Source organism: Weeksella virosa DSM 16922, assembly GCF_000189415.1.
In the GTDB taxonomy this organism is placed as follows: domain Bacteria; phylum Bacteroidota; class Bacteroidia; order Flavobacteriales; family Weeksellaceae; genus Weeksella; species Weeksella virosa.
Genome location: NC_015144.1, coordinates 1,892,273 through 1,910,081 on the forward strand (window position 1 = coordinate 1,892,273; position 17,809 = coordinate 1,910,081).

Below are 17,809 nucleotides of genomic sequence, written 5' to 3' on the forward strand. Positions count from 1 at the left end.
TATTTTTTTTATACTAATTAATTGGTTCTATAGGTGTTGTTTCTACGCTTTTGTTGACGATGACTCTATAATAACCAGAATTCACAACGGCGGAATTACTTTGTATAGTTCCACCTTGGTTTTTTTTGTGGTTTAACGTATACTTTATTTTGGCAAAATAAAAGAAAGTACCCGTTTCGTTGGCCGGTATTGTCAAAAGATTGCTTGTACTTGATGATATTTCAGTAGGATTACTTAAAGTATTAACAGTACTTTTATACCATCCAACTACCTCTTGTATCGACTTCTCTCCATCTTTCTCTATTTCTAAGGTTATATTCTCTCCTTCACAAACCTTTATTTCTCCAATTAAATCATTCACTTCTAGATTTTCTGGTTTAAAGTTATTATCGAATTCATTATGGCTTTCTTCGGTTTCCCAGTTGTTCGGATTCAATAACCGAATCATCCATTGGTTGCGAGAAGTAGAAGTTTTTGGTCCGTTGTAATAATGATAATGTTTGAAATCTTCTTTTTTTTCTGCTAATAAACTCAAATGAAAGTTTCTTAAATCTTTTTTATTATCATTGTTAGGATTTTCATCAGGTAAAGAAGAGTCATTGCTAGAACCTGTTTTTCCTTTCCAAACTATTTTGTTATTAAAAGCAAAAAGATAAGGTTTATCTTTAAGATTTCCTTTATGATTTCCATTATTGGACCATTGGTTTTTACCATCGACAAGGAAAAATTGATCATGTTGAGCAAAATCGAAATTATTATTATTACCATTTAAAACTTCTACTTTCCAATCAGGGTTCACTTTCTCTAGTTTATTTTTATCAGAGTTAGGAATAATATTAAGTGCGATTACTGTCCCTTTTTTAATATATTTTCTTGATGTAAATCTCAATACTCCTTCGGTCGTCCCAAAATAGTTATTATTATTTCTTTCCCAACCGTTATCGGTGATAATAAAAGAAGTGCCTTGTCGCAGATGGTCTAATGGAACCAAGTAAATTTTATCGTCGATTTCATTGTGGTTATTTTTTTTACAATGATTATTAAAACATGCATTGATACCCAATAAAACGATATCTCCCTTTGCTAAAGTAGTTTGAGCAGAGAGTGGTAGGTTAATCCCGAGAACGAAGAAAAAGAAAAAGGATATAATTTTTTTCAATCAAAATTTTCTTTGGGTTCTATTGCAAAATTATTACATAACACATTAGAAAAGTTAAAATAATGTAAAAATATTATTACGATTGTTTTATTATTTTGATATATGAATTAATTATTGATATGGTTGATTCAGAAAGATCAATGAAAGAAAATTTACTATCATAGGTCAATTCAATATTCTTAATAAAAGTTTATCTTTCGATACATATTTTTGCAATTAATTATGTCGAATATAGATTTTATACACGAAGAAAAAGCAGCGGATATTGGCAATTTTTTGGTAGGTAGATTATTGCCTTTTCGTCAAAAAAGAAATATTGGCCCTTTTGTATTTATCGATCATATGGGGCCAGTCACGTTGGATCCGTACCAAAATTTAGATGTAGGTCCGCATCCTCATGTAGGTTTATCTACCTTAACGTATTTGTTCGAAGGTTCTATCATGCACCGCGATTCTTTAGGCAACGAAATGGAAATAAAGCCAGGTGCCGTAAATTGGATGACCGCCGGAAAAGGAGTAACCCACTCCGAAAGAACCCCAGAATATCTTCGCACGAAAGATAAAAGTCTCCATGGTTTGCAAATTTGGGTTGCTATGCCCAAAGAACTAGAAAATTCTGCTCCTTCTTTTCATCATATCGATGCCAATCAATTACCAAGTTGGGAAGAAAACGGTGTACATTTTCGTTTGATTGCTGGTGAATTTGATGATAAAACATCCAGTGTGCCTGTTTGTTCTAAGTTGTATATGATAGAAGTGAATGTCGAAAAAGACACCCTAATCGATTTTCGAGATAAATTATATGGCGAAAGTGGTTTGTATATTTTGGATGGGATGGTTCGTATAGACGGAAATGAGTTTGGTCCGAAACAAATCCTCATTACCAAAGAAGCACATCTTTGCATCTTTGAGGTATTGGCAGGTTCTATAGTTTATATTTTCGGTGGTGAACCTTTCCCAGAAGAACGATTTATTCGTTGGAATTTTGTGTCAAGTTCGAAAGAAACTTTAGACCAAGCCGAAGACGATTGGCGAAATCATCGCTTCCCGAAAGTGTATAACGATGAAGAAGATTACGTTCCGATGCCTGTTTATCGAATCAAATAAGAAGTATAATGAAATGAAAAATACTTCAAAAAATAATTTTTTTTGAAGTATTTTCTGTATGATTTATTGTGTCTTAATGATTAAAGTCTTTGTTTTGTATTCTCACGGCATTCAATATTGCTAAGAGTGCAACCCCAACATCTGCAAAAACAGCTTCCCACATGGTCGCAATTCCGCCCGCACCCAAAATCAAAACCAAAGCTTTTACCCCAAAAGCCAAACCAATATTTTGCCAAACTATTTTTTTAGTTTCTTTACTAATTCGGATTGCCATCGGGATTTTTTTAGGTTGATCATCTTGGATCACAACATCGGCCGTTTCTATCGTTGCATCACTTCCCAAGCCGCCCATTGCCATACCAACATCGCTAATAGCAACAACAGGCGCATCATTTACACCATCGCCAACAAAAGCAACGGTTTGGTTTTTTGCTTTGATGGTTTTTATTTTTTCTAGTTTATTTTCGGGTAATAAGTCACCGTAGGCTTCATCAATCCCGAGCGTTTTGGCAACTTCTTGTACCACAGCATCTTTATCGCCACTCAACATCGTTGTTTCGATATCTAGCGAATGCAATTCGTCTATCGTTTGTTGCGCATCCGATTTTATTTGATCGGCAATGGTGATGTAGCCTATAAATTTTTCGTTTTTGGCAATGGCTAAAGTCGTTAGGGTTGTTTGCATCAATTCTTTCGGATATTGAACCGAAAACTGATCGAGCAATCGAAAGTTTCCTACTAAATACCAGTCGTCATCGATTTTTGCTTTCAATCCTTTTCCGGGTATTTCTTCAGAGGATTCTAGCCTAATAGTCTCATCAACTTTCCCTGCGTATTCATGGATTGCCGTGGCAATTGGATGTGTACTTTTACTTTCTATTAGGTTGATATGTTGCAAAATTTTTTCTTTGTTTTCGGTAGAAGTGAGGTTTACTTCTTGTACTTTGAAAATCCCTTCGGTTAGTGTACCTGTCTTATCCATCGCCACGTGTTGTATGTTGGCTAAAAGATCGATATAAGAACCTCCTTTGAAAAGAATACCGTGCTTACTTGCTGCGCCAATTCCACCAAAGTAACCTAAAGGTATAGAAATTACCAAAGCACATGGGCAAGAAATAACCAAGAAAACCAATGCACGATAGAGCCATGTGCCAAAATCATACTGATCTACAAAAAAGTATGGTAGAAATGTAATTGCAATTGCCAAATACACCACAATTGGGGTATAGACGCGTGCAAATTTAGCAATGAATAGTTCGGTTGGAGCTTTTTGTGAACTTGCGTTCTGAACCAGGTGTAGAATTCTCGATAACTTGCTGTCTTCGAATGCGGTTGTAACTTCTATGAGTGCTAAAGAGTTGAGGTTAATCATCCCGGCCAAAACGACCTCATTTTGGGTTTTCTGTTCGGGTAAACTTTCGCCTGTCAATGCAGAAGTGTTGAAGTTTGCTTTCTCTGAAAGTAATTTTCCGTCTAAGGCTAGCTTTTCGCCTGGTTTCAATTGAATAATATCACCAATTTTTACGTCTTTCGCATTTACAATTTTTGGCTGATTATCAACTAAAATTGTGGCTTCATCCGGTCGTTGATCCAAGAGTGTTTGAATGTTTTTTCTTGCTCTAGTTACTGCCATTGCTTGGAAATTTTCTCCGACCGTATAAAATAACATCACTGCTACTGCTTCTGGATATTCTTTCAGAGCAAAGGCTCCTATTGTAGCAATTCCCATCAAGAAGAATTCGGAAAAGAAATTTCCTGCCCGTATGTTCAGATAAGCATCACGCAACACAGGAAATCCTACCGGGATATAAGCTGCAAAATACCAAGCAAATCGAAACCAACTGCTAAACCATTCTGCTTTGGCGACATAATCGAGTGTAATGCCAATCATCAACAAAACAAAACTTATGATTGCAGGAAGAAACAATCTGAATAAATTTCTAGAAACTTCGTGCGTATGTTCATGGTCGTGATGGTCGTGTGCAATTGTTGTCTCCTCGATAGTGCAACACCCAGAATGACAGTTTGGGGGTTTTTTTTTCGAGGAATTTTTTATGTTTTGTGTAGACATCTTTATTTCTTTATAAAACAAAGTTATTGTAAAGAAGAATGCAACACTATTGCAAAGTTTTTTGGCAGAGGGGACAAATTCCTCTGGTCATGAACTGAAATTCTTTAAACTGATAATCTTTTGGGAGTTGCAATTTGGTCAAGTCAATCTCCTCTAAACAAGTTACTTGCTGGCATTTTGTACACAAAAAATGTACATGTATATCATGGTGTTTCCCTTCTTCGCATTCATTTTGGCAGAGGAGATATTTGGTAGAGTTATTTTCTGTAATGGTGTGTAGAATGCCTTTCTGCTCGAAAGTTTTTAGTGTTCTGTATAATGTAGTTCGGTCAGCAGTGTAAAAAACTTCTTCCAAATCGGATAATGATAGTGCATTTTGTTCTTTTATAAAATGTTTATAAACCATTTTTCTCATGGCTGTTGGTTGTATTTTTTTGGCTATCAAAAAAGCATCGATATCCGTTTCCATTGCTCTAAACTTATTTCCCAAATTTACGAAATTCTTTATTCATATGGTAAATTCCTCTTGCGAATAAAAGCTATATCAGCTCAGCTGCCATATAAAATGATTGTTGTTTCTTACTTAGGGTTGTTTTCTAATTTCTAGTTTCTATATTTAAGAAAAGTTATACAATACTGGTTATTAATAAAAAATAGTTTAAGAAGTTTTTGGTTTTGATATTAATAAGATGATATTCAATAATTTATTGTAGAGCATAAATTCTGTAGTGTTGATGAGTGTTCCATGCAGAGTGTATATTTATTTTGTATATCTGTATATTTATTGATTGTTTTTTACTTCTAATACAATTAATGTAATTCTTTAATTAAGAGAAAGGATGGAATGATTCGAATTTTTCCTACAGAAATTTTTAAGGAAGTTTCATTTGATAACAACCGAACAAGACGTTACTCACTTTGACAGAAGTTATTCGTATCAAAAAGAGGATGTTAAAACCGAATAGAAAAAATCGTTTGCGTTTGATTGTAAAAGAGTTTGGGATAAGCGAAATACAATTGTACAGAATAAAAAGAGGCGAAAACTTGGGCATGTGAAAGTAAATTTCCCGCAAGATAAAAGAGACGAGCAAAAGAAATAGACAAGGCTAGTGTCGATATAGACGACAAGGTTGCATTATACAAATACAACCTTGTTTGTTTTTATTAAATCTTATTACTTTTATCCATTAATGGCTTCTACATTGTTCACCACTTCTGGCAACATTTGTTTTAGTAAACCTTCGATTCCATGTTTTAGCGTTGCGGTTGAAGAAGGACAACCCGAGCATGCACCTTGTAAGAGCATTTTTGCTGTTTTGGTTTGTTCGTCAAACTCTATCAACTCGATGTTTCCTCCGTCGTTTGCTACAGCTGGCTGCACATATTCATCTAAAATAGCTTTTATTTGTTGTTCTACATCGGTCATTTCTTCAATAGATTTTATAGCTACTTCGTGAGGGATTTCGGTCACAAACTCATAATCATCATTAAAAATTTTCCCGTCTGTTTGTAGATAACTCAAAACAAAAGAACGAACATCCATTGTCCATAAATCCCACGATTCTGTGTCATTTTTGGTTAATGAAATGTAGTTTTCGGCAATAAAAACCTCCTCTATAAAAGGATATTCTTGGAAAATTGCCGTTGCAATAGGAACGTTTTGTGCCTTTTCTCTACTTTTTATTTCGATGATAGAAGGTACTAATAATTTATTAGAAACAAATTTCATCACGGCCGGATTTGGTGTCATCTCGGCATACAATGTAAAAGGAACTTTCTTTTTCGATTCGTAAATAATCGCATCATCATCATAATGTTCTTGGATTATTTCTATCAAATCATCCGAAACATCTTCCCATTTTATCGTATCTATTTTTTCTAGGGCAACAAAATTCGCTGTGATAAAAACTTTGTCAATAAAAGGAAAAGTCAACAAAACTTGCGCCAAAGGCGAATTCTCTGCAGAATCATCTTTTTTGTATTCCACACCACCTGCAGTAAGCTGGGTTGGACAAACAAACTTCAAGATATTGGGGTTGGGTGTATTTTCTGTATAAATTGTTTTCATACAGCAAATTTAGTCATAATTCTTGTATCTTTACAGGGTTTAATATAATCTTAACGATGGTATATATAAAAGAGTTGAATGGCAAACAGCCACGATTCGGAGAAAATTGTTTTTTAGCAGAAAACGCAGTGATTGTAGGTGATGTAGAAATGGGGGATAATTGTTCGATTTGGTTTTCGGCAGTTTTACGCGGTGATGTTCATTTTATTAAAATAGGAAACAATGTCAATGTGCAAGACAATGCTACGGTGCATGCCACTTATAAGAAGTCGCCCACTACTATAGGAAATTTTGTGTCGATTGGTCACAATGCAATTGTGCACGGTTGCACAATACACGATAATGTTTTGATTGGAATGGGTGCAATCGTAATGGATGATTGTATTATCGAGTCTAATTCTTTGATCGCTGCAGGAGCTGTTCTCCCTAAGGGGACACATGTAAAAGAAGGAGAATTGTGGGCAGGCGTTCCAGCCAAAAAAATTAGAGAGGTGCCGAATTCTCTAAAAGAAGGCGAGATAGAAAGAATAGCGAATAATTATACACTCTACAGCAGTTGGTATAAATCATCGTAGACAAGGCTTATTGCCGAACAATTACATGAAAACACTTGATTTTATTTTCTTTCACGTAGAATATCTTTCCTGCACGCACAAAACTCTGCAAAACATCTTCTAAGTGTTTTTCTAGTTTTTTATTGTGTTGAAGTTGATGATTAAATCGGACATACGAAATATCAAAAGCAGCACCAAAATTATGTGAACTATCATTCACAGATGCATTCGAATTTACTTTTCGTAAACGTTTCTGATCTTCTAACGTTCTGGTAAGCGAAGTTACAACAAAGAAATTTTGTCCTGTGATCCGAACAAATTCTCGTGCAATATCTGCTACTATTTTGTTTGCTTGCGGGACTAAATAGGGGTGGCTATGGGTAAGATCGGTTACGCGATAACCGTATCCTCTTTGTTTCACTTTTACCAAACTTCCTTTACTGATTAGACGATTGAGCTGTTTTTGGTCTTTGATAAGAGTTACTCCATGCGATTTAGCAGCATCTAGATGTAGTAAATACTCCTTGCTAGGTTCTACTTTTGCTTGCGAAAAACAGAATGAGGTTAAGCATAAAAAACAAAGTATTGCTCCGTATCTGTACATCTCTAATTCAATTATTATTCACAAACATACAAAAAAAAGTAAAGGAGCGATAACACTTCAGGTTTGTTGGCCTTTACGTTTTATATTTTAGACTTCATGATAATGATCTTCTTCTAGCATTTCAGGATAAACCAAATGCGGGTTTCGAACGGTTACATGAAAACAAGGTTGTCTTCTTTCTTTTATATAGTATATTTTTCCTTGTGCGACCAAATCATCTAAGATTGCCTGAAGTTTACTTTCTAGGGTGTAGTTCCTGCCTCTTATATTATCGTATTGCGAATAAGAAATATCAAAGGCAGCACCGTATTCATGCGAGCTATTTCCTTTGGCAGCATTACTATTCACTCGTCTCAATTTAGACTGTGTTTCTTGTGTGCGTGTCAACGATGAAATACTAAGCTTACGATTGTTTTCTGCATAGAAACGAGTAGATATTTCTTCTAAAACTACCAGAGCAGGTTCGATTAAGACTGCACGGCTATGCGTAAGTTTTTGGATGATATAACCCTCTCCTTCTTCGGGGACGTTTACCAACTTGTGTTGAGCAATCAATTCATCCATATGAAAATAATCGGTAATCAAAGGAACGCTAAAAGATGAGGCCTCGAACACATGATCTTTATATGTAATATTATCTTTTACGTAAACTTTAGAAGGTGCAGAATATTTGAGAGAAGATTGGTTTGTATTTGCGGCAAATGACTTCATGTTTTTGAAGTTTGCATTCAAAATGAAAGATTCTACAGATTCGGCAGACTGAGCATTTAGTAGAGTTGTAGTTGTAAAAAAAGCAGTAAGTATTAATTTTTTCATTCTCCAACAATTTTATAAAAATCAAAAATAATCCATAATTTCTATAAAGAAGAAATGGAAAATGATAAAATTATTATAAAAAAATCTTAAAAATTGTCGAGAATGAATTGATTTTTAGTGATTTATTCTATTGATAATGTTTATAAAATTGTTATTTATATTGTGTCAAATTTTATGCCAATTTGTGATTTTTTATAATAAATATTTGTTCTATTGTTTCTATATCATAAAAATGTAAAGGTTTTTATGTTTATAAATTTACTTTACTATAGGTAGTATCTAAAAAAAGAGATGTAAACAAGAAAGAAGTTTTACTCTAAAAAAATATGTATTTTTGTTACATACGATTAATCCAAAAAATTAGGCAAATGTCAAAAGTAAAAATTGGTGTAGTTCAGATGAGTTGCACGGCAAACAAAGAAGAAAATTTACAAAAAGCTATACAAAAAGTTCGCGAAGCAGCAGATAAAGGTGCACAAATCGTTTGTTTACAAGAGTTGTTTACTTCACTCTACTTTTGCGATGTAGAAGATTATGACAACTTCGATTTGGCCGAGTCTATCCCCGGTCCATCAACCAATGCATTGGCTGATGTTGCCAAAGAGAAAGGAGTTGTCGTGATAGCCTCATTGTTCGAGAAAAGAGCAGAAGGATTATACCATAATACCACAGCAGTTCTAGACGTCGATGGGACATATTTGGGGAAATATAGAAAAATGCATATCCCAGATGATCCTGCTTTTTACGAGAAGTTTTATTTTACGCCAGGAGATTTAGGGTACAAAACCTTTCAGACCAAATTCGGGAAAATTGGCGTATTGATTTGTTGGGATCAATGGTACCCAGAAGCAGCAAGAATTACAAGTTTAATGGGAGCAGAGATTTTGTTTTATCCGACTGCAATTGGCTGGGCAACCGACCAAGACGAAGAAACCAATAAAGATCAGTACGATGCATGGCAAACGATTCAGCGATCGCATGCCGTAGCCAATGGTGTGCCAGTAGTTTCAGTGAATCGTGTAGGTTTTGAACAAGATGGTGCTATGAAATTCTGGGGTGGATCTTTCGTAACCAATGCCCAAGGAAAATTATTGTATTTAGCCTCTCATGAAGAAGAAGAGACAGAAGTGGTGGAGGTAGATCTTACCGAGTCTGACTTTTTCCGTAAACACTGGCCTTTTTTGCGTGATCGTCGAATCGATTCGTATCAGCCAATAACCAAACGTTTTTTAGACGAAGATTAATCCAAACATGCCATTCAAGCAATGGTAGAAAAGTGAAATAGTAGAATAATTACTGTAATAAAATATCTGAAAATTGACGAAAATCGATACCACAAAATACCCAAAAGATTTAGGATTTCATTTTCCTGCAGAATGGGAAGAGCACGAAGCGACATGGCTATCTTGGCCACACAAAGAAGAGTCTTGGCCCGATAGAATTCATTTGATTTATCCTGCATATGCACAATTTATAGCCGAATTGTCTAAAAGCGAGATTGTGAGAATCAATGTTGTAGATGAAGAAATGATGCGTTTTGCTGATGCTCATATCAAGAAAACGGATGCTTATCTCGATCAGATAGAATATTTTATTCATCCAACCAATGATGCTTGGTGTCGAGATCATGGACCAGCTTTTTTAGTAAATCGAGCAACCAAAGAGAAAGTTGTCGTTGATTGGGATTTCAATGCCTGGGGAGGAAAATATCCACCGTATGATTTAGATGATGTTATCCCGACCAAAGTAGCAGAGAAATTAAATTTACCTGTTTTTTATCCTCAGATTATAATGGAAGGGGGAGCGGTGGACTTCAATGGAGCAGGAGCGGTGCTTACTTCGAAATCTTGTTTATTAAACCCTAACCGCAATCCTCACTTAAATCAAGAACAAATCGAAGAGTATTTGAGAAATTACTATGGAGTTTCGCAAGTTCTCTGGGTCGATGACGGAATTGTAGGAGACGATACAGATGGCCATATTGATGATACCATTCGTTTTGTGAATGAAGATACGGTTCTTTGCGTTGTCGAGGAGGACAAGGAGGATGACAATTATGCGGTGTTGCAAAACAATCTGAAACAGTTATATGAAATGAAGTTGGAAGATGGTCGTTTGCTGAATGTCGTGCAATTGCCTATGCCAGACGCAGTTTATTGCGAAGGTGAGCGTTTGCCAGCATCGTATGCAAATTTCTATATTGCAAATAAATCGGTGATTGTGCCTACATATCGATGTGATAAAGATGCGATTGCATTAGAAATTATCCAAAAATGTTTTCCAGATAGAAAAGTTGTTGGGATAGATTCTACCGAAATTATATGGGGTCTAGGCAGTTTTCATTGTCTAAGTCAGCAAGAACCAAAAATTTAATGAGGTTTTTATATTCAGAACGATATATAATAGAAAAAGGAACTCCATGGGAGTTCCTTTTTTATTTTTAATAGATAAGATAATAATTATCCTTTTGCGATAGAACGTGAAATTACAATTTTCTGTATTTCAGATGTTCCTTCGTATATCTGAGTAATTTTGGCATCACGCATCATGCGTTCTACGTGGTATTCTCGTACGTAACCATTTCCTCCATGGATTTGTACAGCTTCGGTTGTTACCCACATGGCAGTAGTAGAAGCAAAAAGCTTGGCCATTGCTCCAGACTCTGAAATATCCTTTCCTTCGTCTTTTTCTACAGCTGCTTTTAAGCATAACATTCTAGCTGCCGTAATATTGGTTGCCATATCTGCTAGCTTAAACGCTACACCTTGGTGATTGATAATTTCTGTCCCGAAAGCTTTTCTAATTTTTGCATATTCTAAGGCTAATTCATAGGCACCTTGTGCAATCCCTAAGGCTTGAGATGCAATCCCAATTCGTCCACCATTTAGAACATTCATCGCGAATTTGAAACCAAAACCATCTTCACCAATTCTATTTTCTTTTGGTACTTTTACATCATTAAAAAAAAGTGAGTGTGTGTCCGATCCACGGATACCCATTTTTTGTTCTTTTGGTCCGATTTCGAAGCCTTCCCAGCCTTTTTCTACAATAAAAGCGTTTATACCTCTATGCCCTTTTTCTTCGTGTGTTTGGGCAATTACTATATAAGTAGAAGCGGTACCTCCGTTTGTGATCCAGTTTTTGGTTCCGTTCAATAGGTAATAATCTCCCTTGTCGATTGCTGTTGTTTTCTGAGAAGTTGCATCGGATCCTGCATCTGGTTCTGATAAACAAAAGGCACCAATTTTTTCTCCTTTTGCTAAAGGTACCAAGTATTTCTGTTTTTGTTCTTCGTTACAATATTTTTCCATTCCGGCGCACACCAAAGAGTTGTTTACCGACATGACTACTGCTGCAGATGCGTCTACTTTTGCAATTTCTTCCATCGCTAAAACATAGGATACACTATCCAAACCAGCTCCACCGTATTTCGGGTCAACCATCATCCCTAAAAATCCTAATTCGCCCATTTTCTTTACAGCATCTGTTGGAAAGGTTGAGGTCTCATCGCGCTCGATAACTCCTGGTAAAAGTTCTGTTTTTGCAAAGTCGCGAGCGGCTTGTTGTATCATTTGCTGCTCTTCTGATAGTTGAAAGTTCATTGTTTTATGATTGTTATTTTGTAGTTAACTTATTATTCAAATTTCAAACTAAAGAATACTCCTCTAGATTTTAGTTCATAGAGTGTACCAGTGTATTGTGGATTGGCGATTTCGTCATTATCACGTACCAACTCATTATTGAAAAAGAAAACACCTTTGATTGCAGGGGTCATCTTGAATTTCTTGAAATATAATTCAGCACCAATTTCGGCTTGCCAGTTGAAGTTGTTTTTCGTTGTTCTAAAAACACCACTTAAATTATCATCTGTTTTATCTTCATTGGCTTGCAGGTTCATTGCATAACCAAATCCTGCTTGTAAGTAAGGGCGGGTATTGAACCAGCGATCTCCATGAAAATTAACCAAAATTGGTACTTCTACATAGGTGGCTTTCACATCTCTTTGCAAGTCATTGGTGTTTTCCAAATCTACGTTTCTAAAATATAAGGTTCTTTCTGATATATGCAAACCTGGTTCAGTTTTCAGGTCGATAAAATCATTCACACGCATACGCCCGATTAATCCAACCGATATTCCTGGAGAGTTTTCTTGTGCCAAGTATACTTGTCCATAGTTGGTTGTACCATCATCAGTTGGGGTGGCATTATTGATAAATTTCTTCGGTACAACTTTATACGACATAAGATTGGTACCAATATAAAAACCAAAAGAATATTTCTTCAGGTCGGTAAATTCTCTGTTCCATTGCTTGTCATAGTTCGGACGAAATTGCCCAAAACTATAAGCACTAACCAAAACGATAAGTAAGAGTAATCTATGTTTCATAACATTATTCGGAACGAAGATAATTAAATTTTATTTTACAGCACTATAAATACTTGCAATCCCAAATGTCAATCGATAATCTTTCGGATGCATGAAATCGACATCTTTTAGGATTGATTTCATTTCTTCTCCTTGTGGGAAAGCGCTTATGGATTCGGGTAAATATGTATATGCACTCTGATCCTTTGATACCAAACGTCCTATAAGTGGTAAAAGGGTAGAAGAATAAAAAGAATACAATTGTTTCATTGGGAATTTAGAAGGGTACGAGAATTCTAAAATTACAAAGGTTCCACCAGGTTTCAAAACGCGTCTGATTTCGGCTAATCCTTTTTTTAAATTTTCGAAATTTCGTACACCAAAAGAAACCGTCACACAATCGAAGCTATTATCTGGGAAAGGTAGATTTTCAGAATCACCAAGAATCAATTCTATTCTATTTTGTAGTTTTTCCATGGCAACTTTTTTCCGTCCGACCTCTAACATGCCGGCAGACAAATCGAGTCCTGTAATTTTTGCATTGGTGTGTTTTGCCATCATAATTGCTAAATCACCTGTTCCCGTAGCAATATCTAGTACTGTTTCGGGTTTGGTTTGTTGGATGATTTTGATAACTTTTTTGCGCCATTGTATGTCTATTCCTCCAGACAAAACGCGGTTTAATAAATCATATTTCGGCGATATAGCATCGAACATCTGTTCTACTTGCTTCTTTTTTGTAAGATTAGATCCTTCGTAAGGTTTTATATTATCATGATTTGCCATTGTAGATTATTCGTAATTTTCAAAATAAAATTGCTTGAAGTCTTCCTCATTGAAGATTTTCGTTAAATTGGTTTCTTTGTCACTTTTTAAAAAAACTTTCGGATAATTTTCATCCAAATTGTAATAAAAGTTTTCGATGTATAAACGATCCGATTTTACTATTTTACCAAAATAAACTTTATTGTCTATCGTAACATGCGTAGAACGAAAAAGTGAATCTACATTTTCTCGAAAACCATACGGACGAGAAAAAGTATAATAGGTGGTTCTGGTAGGGTTTATTAAGCCATTACTGCGATTAATATCGATAATTGTGTCTATTTCCTCGCCAAGATGATTATATTTTATACGATGAGGACCTTTTTCGATCGAGACACGAACATTTTGTTGTGGTGCAATGGTATATTGTTGATCATCAACATGTATCACCAGTTGTTTGTTGGATGGATTAGCGACTACATAGCCATTTTTTTTGTCTAATATATTAAAATAGACAAGTAAAATGATGCCTAGAATAGACAATACCAACAAAAAACCTACGAAAGCTGGATTTTTTTTCATGCTGTAAAAATAGGCATACTTTACTAATCCAAAAAATCAAGATCATCTATTTTTTCCTACCATGAGATAATTCCTTATATTTGCTCTTATTTTTTCGCTTTAATTTAATAGTAAAAAATCCAAATGATAAATTCCGTTATAAAAGGGAGTGGACGATATATCCCAGAAAAAGTTATCGATAATTCGTATTTTTTGGGTTATGAGTTTTATGATGAAAATGGTGTTCGTATAGAAAAACCAGGAGAAGAAATCATTAAGAAATTTCAAGAAATTACCGAAATCGAGGAGCGTCGTTACGTTGATGATCAATATCTCAATTCTGATATTGCCACTTTTGCTGCCCAAAAAGCAATAGAAGATGCACAAATAGATAAAGAAACTATCGATTATATTATTGTAGCTCAGAACTTTGGGGATATAGATCCGGTTTCGAGACAAATCGATATGATGCCATCAATGTCTTCTAAAGTAAAACATAATTTAGGCATCAAAAACCTGAAATGTCGCCCTTACGATATGATTTTTGGTTGTCCAGGTTGGGTAGAAGGAATCATTTTAGGCCACCAATTAATCCAGGGTGGGAATGCTAAAAATGTTTTGGTCATTGGTTCAGATACTCTTTCTCGAGCAGTGGATCCACATGATCGTACCGCAATGATTTTTGCAGATGGTTCGGGGGCAGTCGTACTGTCTAGAGAAGAGGCCGATGAGAAATATGGAGTAATAGCATACAATACATTAAGCTATACGGGTGAAGAATTACATTACTTAGTAAACGGTCCGTCATTAAAAAGCGATTATGTAGGTTCGAATAAAAATATTCGAATGAAAGGAAGAAAGGTGTACGAATTTGCGCTTCGCAATGTACCGAATGCACTAAAGGAAACTCTAGAAGATGCAAAAGTGCCTATCGATAAACTATCAAAAATCCTTCTTCATCAAGCAAATGCTAAGATGGACCATGCAATGATCGAGCGTTTCTATAAATTATACGACACACCAGTCCCAGAAACTATAGATCCGATGACTGTACAAAAACTTGGTAACACTTCGGTATCTACGATTCCGATTATGTACGATTTAATAGAAAAGAAAGAGTTAGGTAATCACGAATTTCATAAGGATGATTATCTATTATTTGCTTCGGTTGGGGCAAGTATGAATATCAATTCTTTTGTCTATAAATACAAAAAATAAGTTTTGAGTACACTTGGTAAGCTTTTGCAATTAACTACATTCGGAGAAAGTCACGGTCCCGCAATTGGCGGTGTGTTGAGTGGCTGTCCGAGCAATATTGTTTTGGATTTTGATTATATTCAGCATCAATTGGATAGACGAAAACCAGGACAATCAGCAATTGTTACCCAAAGAAAAGAGCTGGATCAAGTGCAGTTTCTTTCTGGTATTTTCCAGGGAAAAACTACAGGTGCTCCTATTGGATTTTTAATTCCTAATAATGACCAAAAATCCAAAGACTACGACCATCTCAAAGATGTTTATCGACCATCTCATGCCGATTTTACTTATCATAAGAAATATCAGCATCGCGATTATCGCGGTGGTGGTAGAGCCTCTGCCCGTGAAACCGCAAATTGGGTAGTTGCTGGTGGAATTGCAAAACATATTATACCAGAAATTTCTATTCGTTCATATGTTTCGGCTGTGGGGACTATCAGAACAGAAAAATCTTTTCAAGAACTTGATCTTCAAAAAATAGATCATTCGATTGTTCGTTGTCCTGATGATGATATTGCCGATCAAATGATTGAATATATTAAACAAATCAGAAAAGAAGGCGATACGATTGGAGGCGAAATTACTTGCGTTGTAGAGAATGTACCGGTTGGTTTAGGAGAGCCAATATTCGATAAATTGCATGCGCGTTTAGCCCATGCAATGATGAGTATCAATGCAGTAAAGGGTTTCGAATATGGAGTGGGTTTTGATGCTATTACAAAGAAAGGTTCTCAAATAAATGATCTTTTTTTGCCAAATATGCGAACGAAAACAAATTTCTCGGGCGGTATACAAGGTGGAATTTCAAACGGAATGCCTATTTATTTCAAAATAGCTTTTAAGCCTGTTGCTACTTTGATGCAAGTACAAGAAACGATTGACCAAAATAACGAATTAACAACTTTTATTGGGAAAGGTCGTCATGATCCATGTGTTGTTTCGAGAGCTGTGCCGATTGTAGATGCAATGACGGCCTTGGTATTAGCGGATATGACTTTGTATAATCGTTCCCAAGAAAGAATAAATTAAATAATTGGTATATTATTTGGAATAATATATAAATATTAATCAAATTTCATTATATTTGGAATGATAATGCCGTAGTGTATGAGAAACATTATATTTTTTATATTTTATATATTTATAGGAATCACACAATTATCTGCACAGACAGGTACTCGTCATAATCCAATGTCTTTGCAGAACGAGGAGAAAGTTGTGTTGATCTCTCCCAATCCTGCTACTAATCAGATAACTGTGAATGCTTCTAAAGTTTCAACGAAAGTAAACTCAATCGCTATATATTCTATCATTGGAAATGAGGTTCTAAATATTAGGCCAGAGTCGAATACCGTTGTTATGAATGTTGCAAACCTAAAAAAAGGTAAATATATAGTAAAAACATTCTTCAGTAATGGAAATTCTGAAGTGACAACGTTGATAAAAAATTAGCATCTAATATTAAGTGTCAAGATAAAAAAGGGTAGAAATTTTTCTACCCTTTTTTCTTCCCTATTTTTTTACTTTTTGATAATTCGCTTGATAATTACCGAATCAGGAGTTTTGAGTTGTAAATAATAAATTCCGTTTTCTAAATGTTGAATATCAATGGTTTGTTGGTTTGTTTTGGGCAATGAAATATATTTACCATACGCATCAAATAAAAGCAAAGTCTCGACTTTTTCCTTGGTTTTTAGATGGATATAATCATGACTTGGATTCGGATAAATCTCCAATTCTGTAGAAGAATTTTCATTTGTCGATAGGATATCTAATTGAGAGATTCTGATATTATCAATGTAAAAACTCGTTCCTAAATCAATCATAAACAAATCGAAAAAACTCAACTCCCCACCAAAAGGTGCAAAAGAATTGTCTAAAATTTTGGTGCTTTCTAAGTATATTTTTGAGTTCTTTTTTGTTTGATCAATTTCGAAAGTCACATTTAACCATTGGTTTGTTTCGAAAGAAGAATTCGGAATTTCTTCTAAAAAGTCCCCAACTCCCGCATAAATTTTATCATCAAAACCACTAAAATTAATCGAAGCCAGAGCAAGAGAATCTTGGTTTTTTAGACTCAAAACAATATCCGACATCAAATCTGAACTTTTAGGTTCTAAAAAAATATCCATCGAAATTTTGGTTCGATCATATATTGGTGAAACTTTGTTAAGAACCCCTTTGAAGCCAAAGGTAGATGTTGGAATAAGGTAAAGAGAGTTCTCTCCGTCCGATTGCTTTTCTTTGCTGATTTCTCCACCATCGTAGGCAACAAAATCATCGTCGACTATATGGTAAGCAAACCAACCTTTTTGGTTGTTGAGCGGGCCGCTTATGAAGCCTTCATTCTCTTCGAAAGAAATTTTAGTAGTTTGTGCATAGCTGTTACAAACAAAAAAGTTTAAAGCAAATAGTAGAATATTTTTCATATTTAGTTACAATTTTTGATAAATGTAATTATAAAAAAAGAAAAGGCTGTAA

The 17,809-nt window shown here is 35.1% G+C and carries 18 protein-coding genes; 7 read left to right on the plus strand and 11 right to left on the minus strand.

The genetic code is table 11. From position 1 onward, the window contains the following. Positions 1 to 13: 13 nt before the first annotated feature. Positions 14 to 1,159, minus strand: coding sequence for a hypothetical protein (locus WEEVI_RS09150; protein WP_013598855.1), 1,146 nt, complete (start codon positions 1,157 to 1,159; stop codon positions 14 to 16). A 222-nt stretch (positions 1,160 to 1,381) separates the two neighbouring features. Here WEEVI_RS09150 and WEEVI_RS09155 point away from each other — a divergent pair, with 222 nt between their 5' ends. Further along, positions 1,382 to 2,266 carry a pirin family protein gene (locus WEEVI_RS09155; protein ID WP_013598856.1) on the plus strand — a complete coding sequence of 295 codons (885 nt, stop codon included), beginning with the start codon at positions 1,382 to 1,384 and terminating at the stop codon, positions 2,264 to 2,266. Positions 2,267 to 2,339: 73 nt separating this feature from the next. On the opposite strand, the gene WEEVI_RS09160 is transcribed toward WEEVI_RS09155, so the two are convergent. From WEEVI_RS09160 to WEEVI_RS09170, 3 genes are all read right to left on the minus strand, one after another. Further along, entirely contained in the window at positions 2,340 to 4,337 is a 1,998-nt protein-coding gene (locus WEEVI_RS09160) for a heavy metal translocating P-type ATPase (protein WP_013598857.1), read from the minus strand. Between the two features lie 46 nt (positions 4,338 to 4,383). Further along, positions 4,384 to 4,806, minus strand: a complete 423-nt coding sequence (locus tag WEEVI_RS09165) for a Fur family transcriptional regulator (RefSeq protein WP_041942148.1) — start codon at positions 4,804 to 4,806, stop codon at positions 4,384 to 4,386. A gap of 711 nt (positions 4,807 to 5,517) precedes the next feature. Next, a complete protein-coding gene (locus WEEVI_RS09170) occupies positions 5,518 to 6,405 on the minus strand; it encodes a NifU family protein (protein ID WP_013598859.1) in 888 nt (295 codons plus the stop codon). A gap of 56 nt (positions 6,406 to 6,461) precedes the next feature. On the opposite strand from WEEVI_RS09170, the gene WEEVI_RS09175 reads away from it, so the two are divergent. Next, positions 6,462 to 6,980: a gamma carbonic anhydrase family protein gene (locus WEEVI_RS09175; RefSeq protein WP_013598860.1), complete on the plus strand. Its 519-nt coding sequence runs from the start codon at positions 6,462 to 6,464 to the stop codon at positions 6,978 to 6,980. 7 nt (positions 6,981 to 6,987) lie between these two features. Here WEEVI_RS09175 and WEEVI_RS09180 read toward each other — a convergent pair whose 3' ends face one another. Together WEEVI_RS09180 and WEEVI_RS11005 are read right to left on the minus strand one after the other, a co-directional pair. Further along, entirely contained in the window at positions 6,988 to 7,563 is a 576-nt protein-coding gene (locus WEEVI_RS09180; RefSeq protein ID WP_013598861.1) for a DUF5715 family protein, read from the minus strand. Positions 7,564 to 7,650: 87 nt separating this feature from the next. Further along, complete coding sequence (locus WEEVI_RS11005; RefSeq protein WP_013598862.1) at positions 7,651 to 8,379, minus strand: DUF5715 family protein; 729 nt, start codon at positions 8,377 to 8,379, stop codon at positions 7,651 to 7,653. Positions 8,380 to 8,747: 368 nt separating this feature from the next. Between WEEVI_RS11005 and WEEVI_RS09190 the strand changes: the two genes are divergently transcribed. Both WEEVI_RS09190 and WEEVI_RS09195 read left to right on the plus strand, forming a co-directional pair. Beyond that, a complete protein-coding gene (locus WEEVI_RS09190; RefSeq protein WP_041942149.1) occupies positions 8,748 to 9,623 on the plus strand; it encodes a carbon-nitrogen hydrolase in 876 nt (291 codons plus the stop codon). A 73-nt stretch (positions 9,624 to 9,696) separates the two neighbouring features. Then, the gene (locus WEEVI_RS09195; protein ID WP_013598864.1) at positions 9,697 to 10,752 is read left to right on the plus strand and encodes an agmatine deiminase family protein; all 1,056 of its coding nucleotides are present in this window, start codon (positions 9,697 to 9,699) and stop codon (positions 10,750 to 10,752) included. Between the two features lie 86 nt (positions 10,753 to 10,838). Here the strand turns inward: WEEVI_RS09195 and WEEVI_RS09200 are convergent, their stop codons facing one another. The 4 genes from WEEVI_RS09200 to WEEVI_RS09215 are packed head-to-tail and all read right to left on the minus strand — an operon-like array spanning position 10,839 to position 14,092. Then, positions 10,839 to 11,981 carry an acyl-CoA dehydrogenase gene (locus WEEVI_RS09200; protein WP_013598865.1) on the minus strand — a complete coding sequence of 381 codons (1,143 nt, stop codon included), beginning with the start codon at positions 11,979 to 11,981 and terminating at the stop codon, positions 10,839 to 10,841. 32 nt (positions 11,982 to 12,013) lie between these two features. Next, positions 12,014 to 12,766, minus strand: coding sequence for a type IX secretion/gliding motility protein PorT/SprT (gene porT / locus WEEVI_RS09205; protein WP_013598866.1), 753 nt, complete (start codon positions 12,764 to 12,766; stop codon positions 12,014 to 12,016). Positions 12,767 to 12,796: 30 nt separating this feature from the next. Then, a complete protein-coding gene (gene ubiE, locus WEEVI_RS09210; protein ID WP_013598867.1) occupies positions 12,797 to 13,531 on the minus strand; it encodes a bifunctional demethylmenaquinone methyltransferase/2-methoxy-6-polyprenyl-1,4-benzoquinol methylase UbiE in 735 nt (244 codons plus the stop codon). Between the two features lie 6 nt (positions 13,532 to 13,537). Beyond that, entirely contained in the window at positions 13,538 to 14,092 is a 555-nt protein-coding gene (locus tag WEEVI_RS09215) for a hypothetical protein (protein ID WP_013598868.1), read from the minus strand. 123 nt (positions 14,093 to 14,215) lie between these two features. Between WEEVI_RS09215 and WEEVI_RS09220 the strand changes: the two genes are divergently transcribed. The 3 genes from WEEVI_RS09220 (at position 14,216) to WEEVI_RS09230 (ending at position 16,780) form a co-directional block, all read left to right on the plus strand. Beyond that, the gene (locus WEEVI_RS09220) at positions 14,216 to 15,289 is read left to right on the plus strand and encodes a 3-oxoacyl-ACP synthase III family protein (RefSeq protein WP_013598869.1); all 1,074 of its coding nucleotides are present in this window, start codon (positions 14,216 to 14,218) and stop codon (positions 15,287 to 15,289) included. A 3-nt stretch (positions 15,290 to 15,292) separates the two neighbouring features. Continuing rightward, positions 15,293 to 16,357, plus strand: a complete 1,065-nt coding sequence (gene aroC, locus WEEVI_RS09225) for a chorismate synthase (protein ID WP_013598870.1) — start codon at positions 15,293 to 15,295, stop codon at positions 16,355 to 16,357. A gap of 78 nt (positions 16,358 to 16,435) precedes the next feature. Beyond that, positions 16,436 to 16,780, plus strand: a complete 345-nt coding sequence (locus tag WEEVI_RS09230) for a T9SS type A sorting domain-containing protein (protein ID WP_013598871.1) — start codon at positions 16,436 to 16,438, stop codon at positions 16,778 to 16,780. 68 nt (positions 16,781 to 16,848) lie between these two features. On the opposite strand, the gene WEEVI_RS09235 is transcribed toward WEEVI_RS09230, so the two are convergent. Next, entirely contained in the window at positions 16,849 to 17,757 is a 909-nt protein-coding gene (locus WEEVI_RS09235) for a T9SS type A sorting domain-containing protein (protein WP_013598872.1), read from the minus strand. Positions 17,758 to 17,809: the final 52 nt, after the last annotated feature.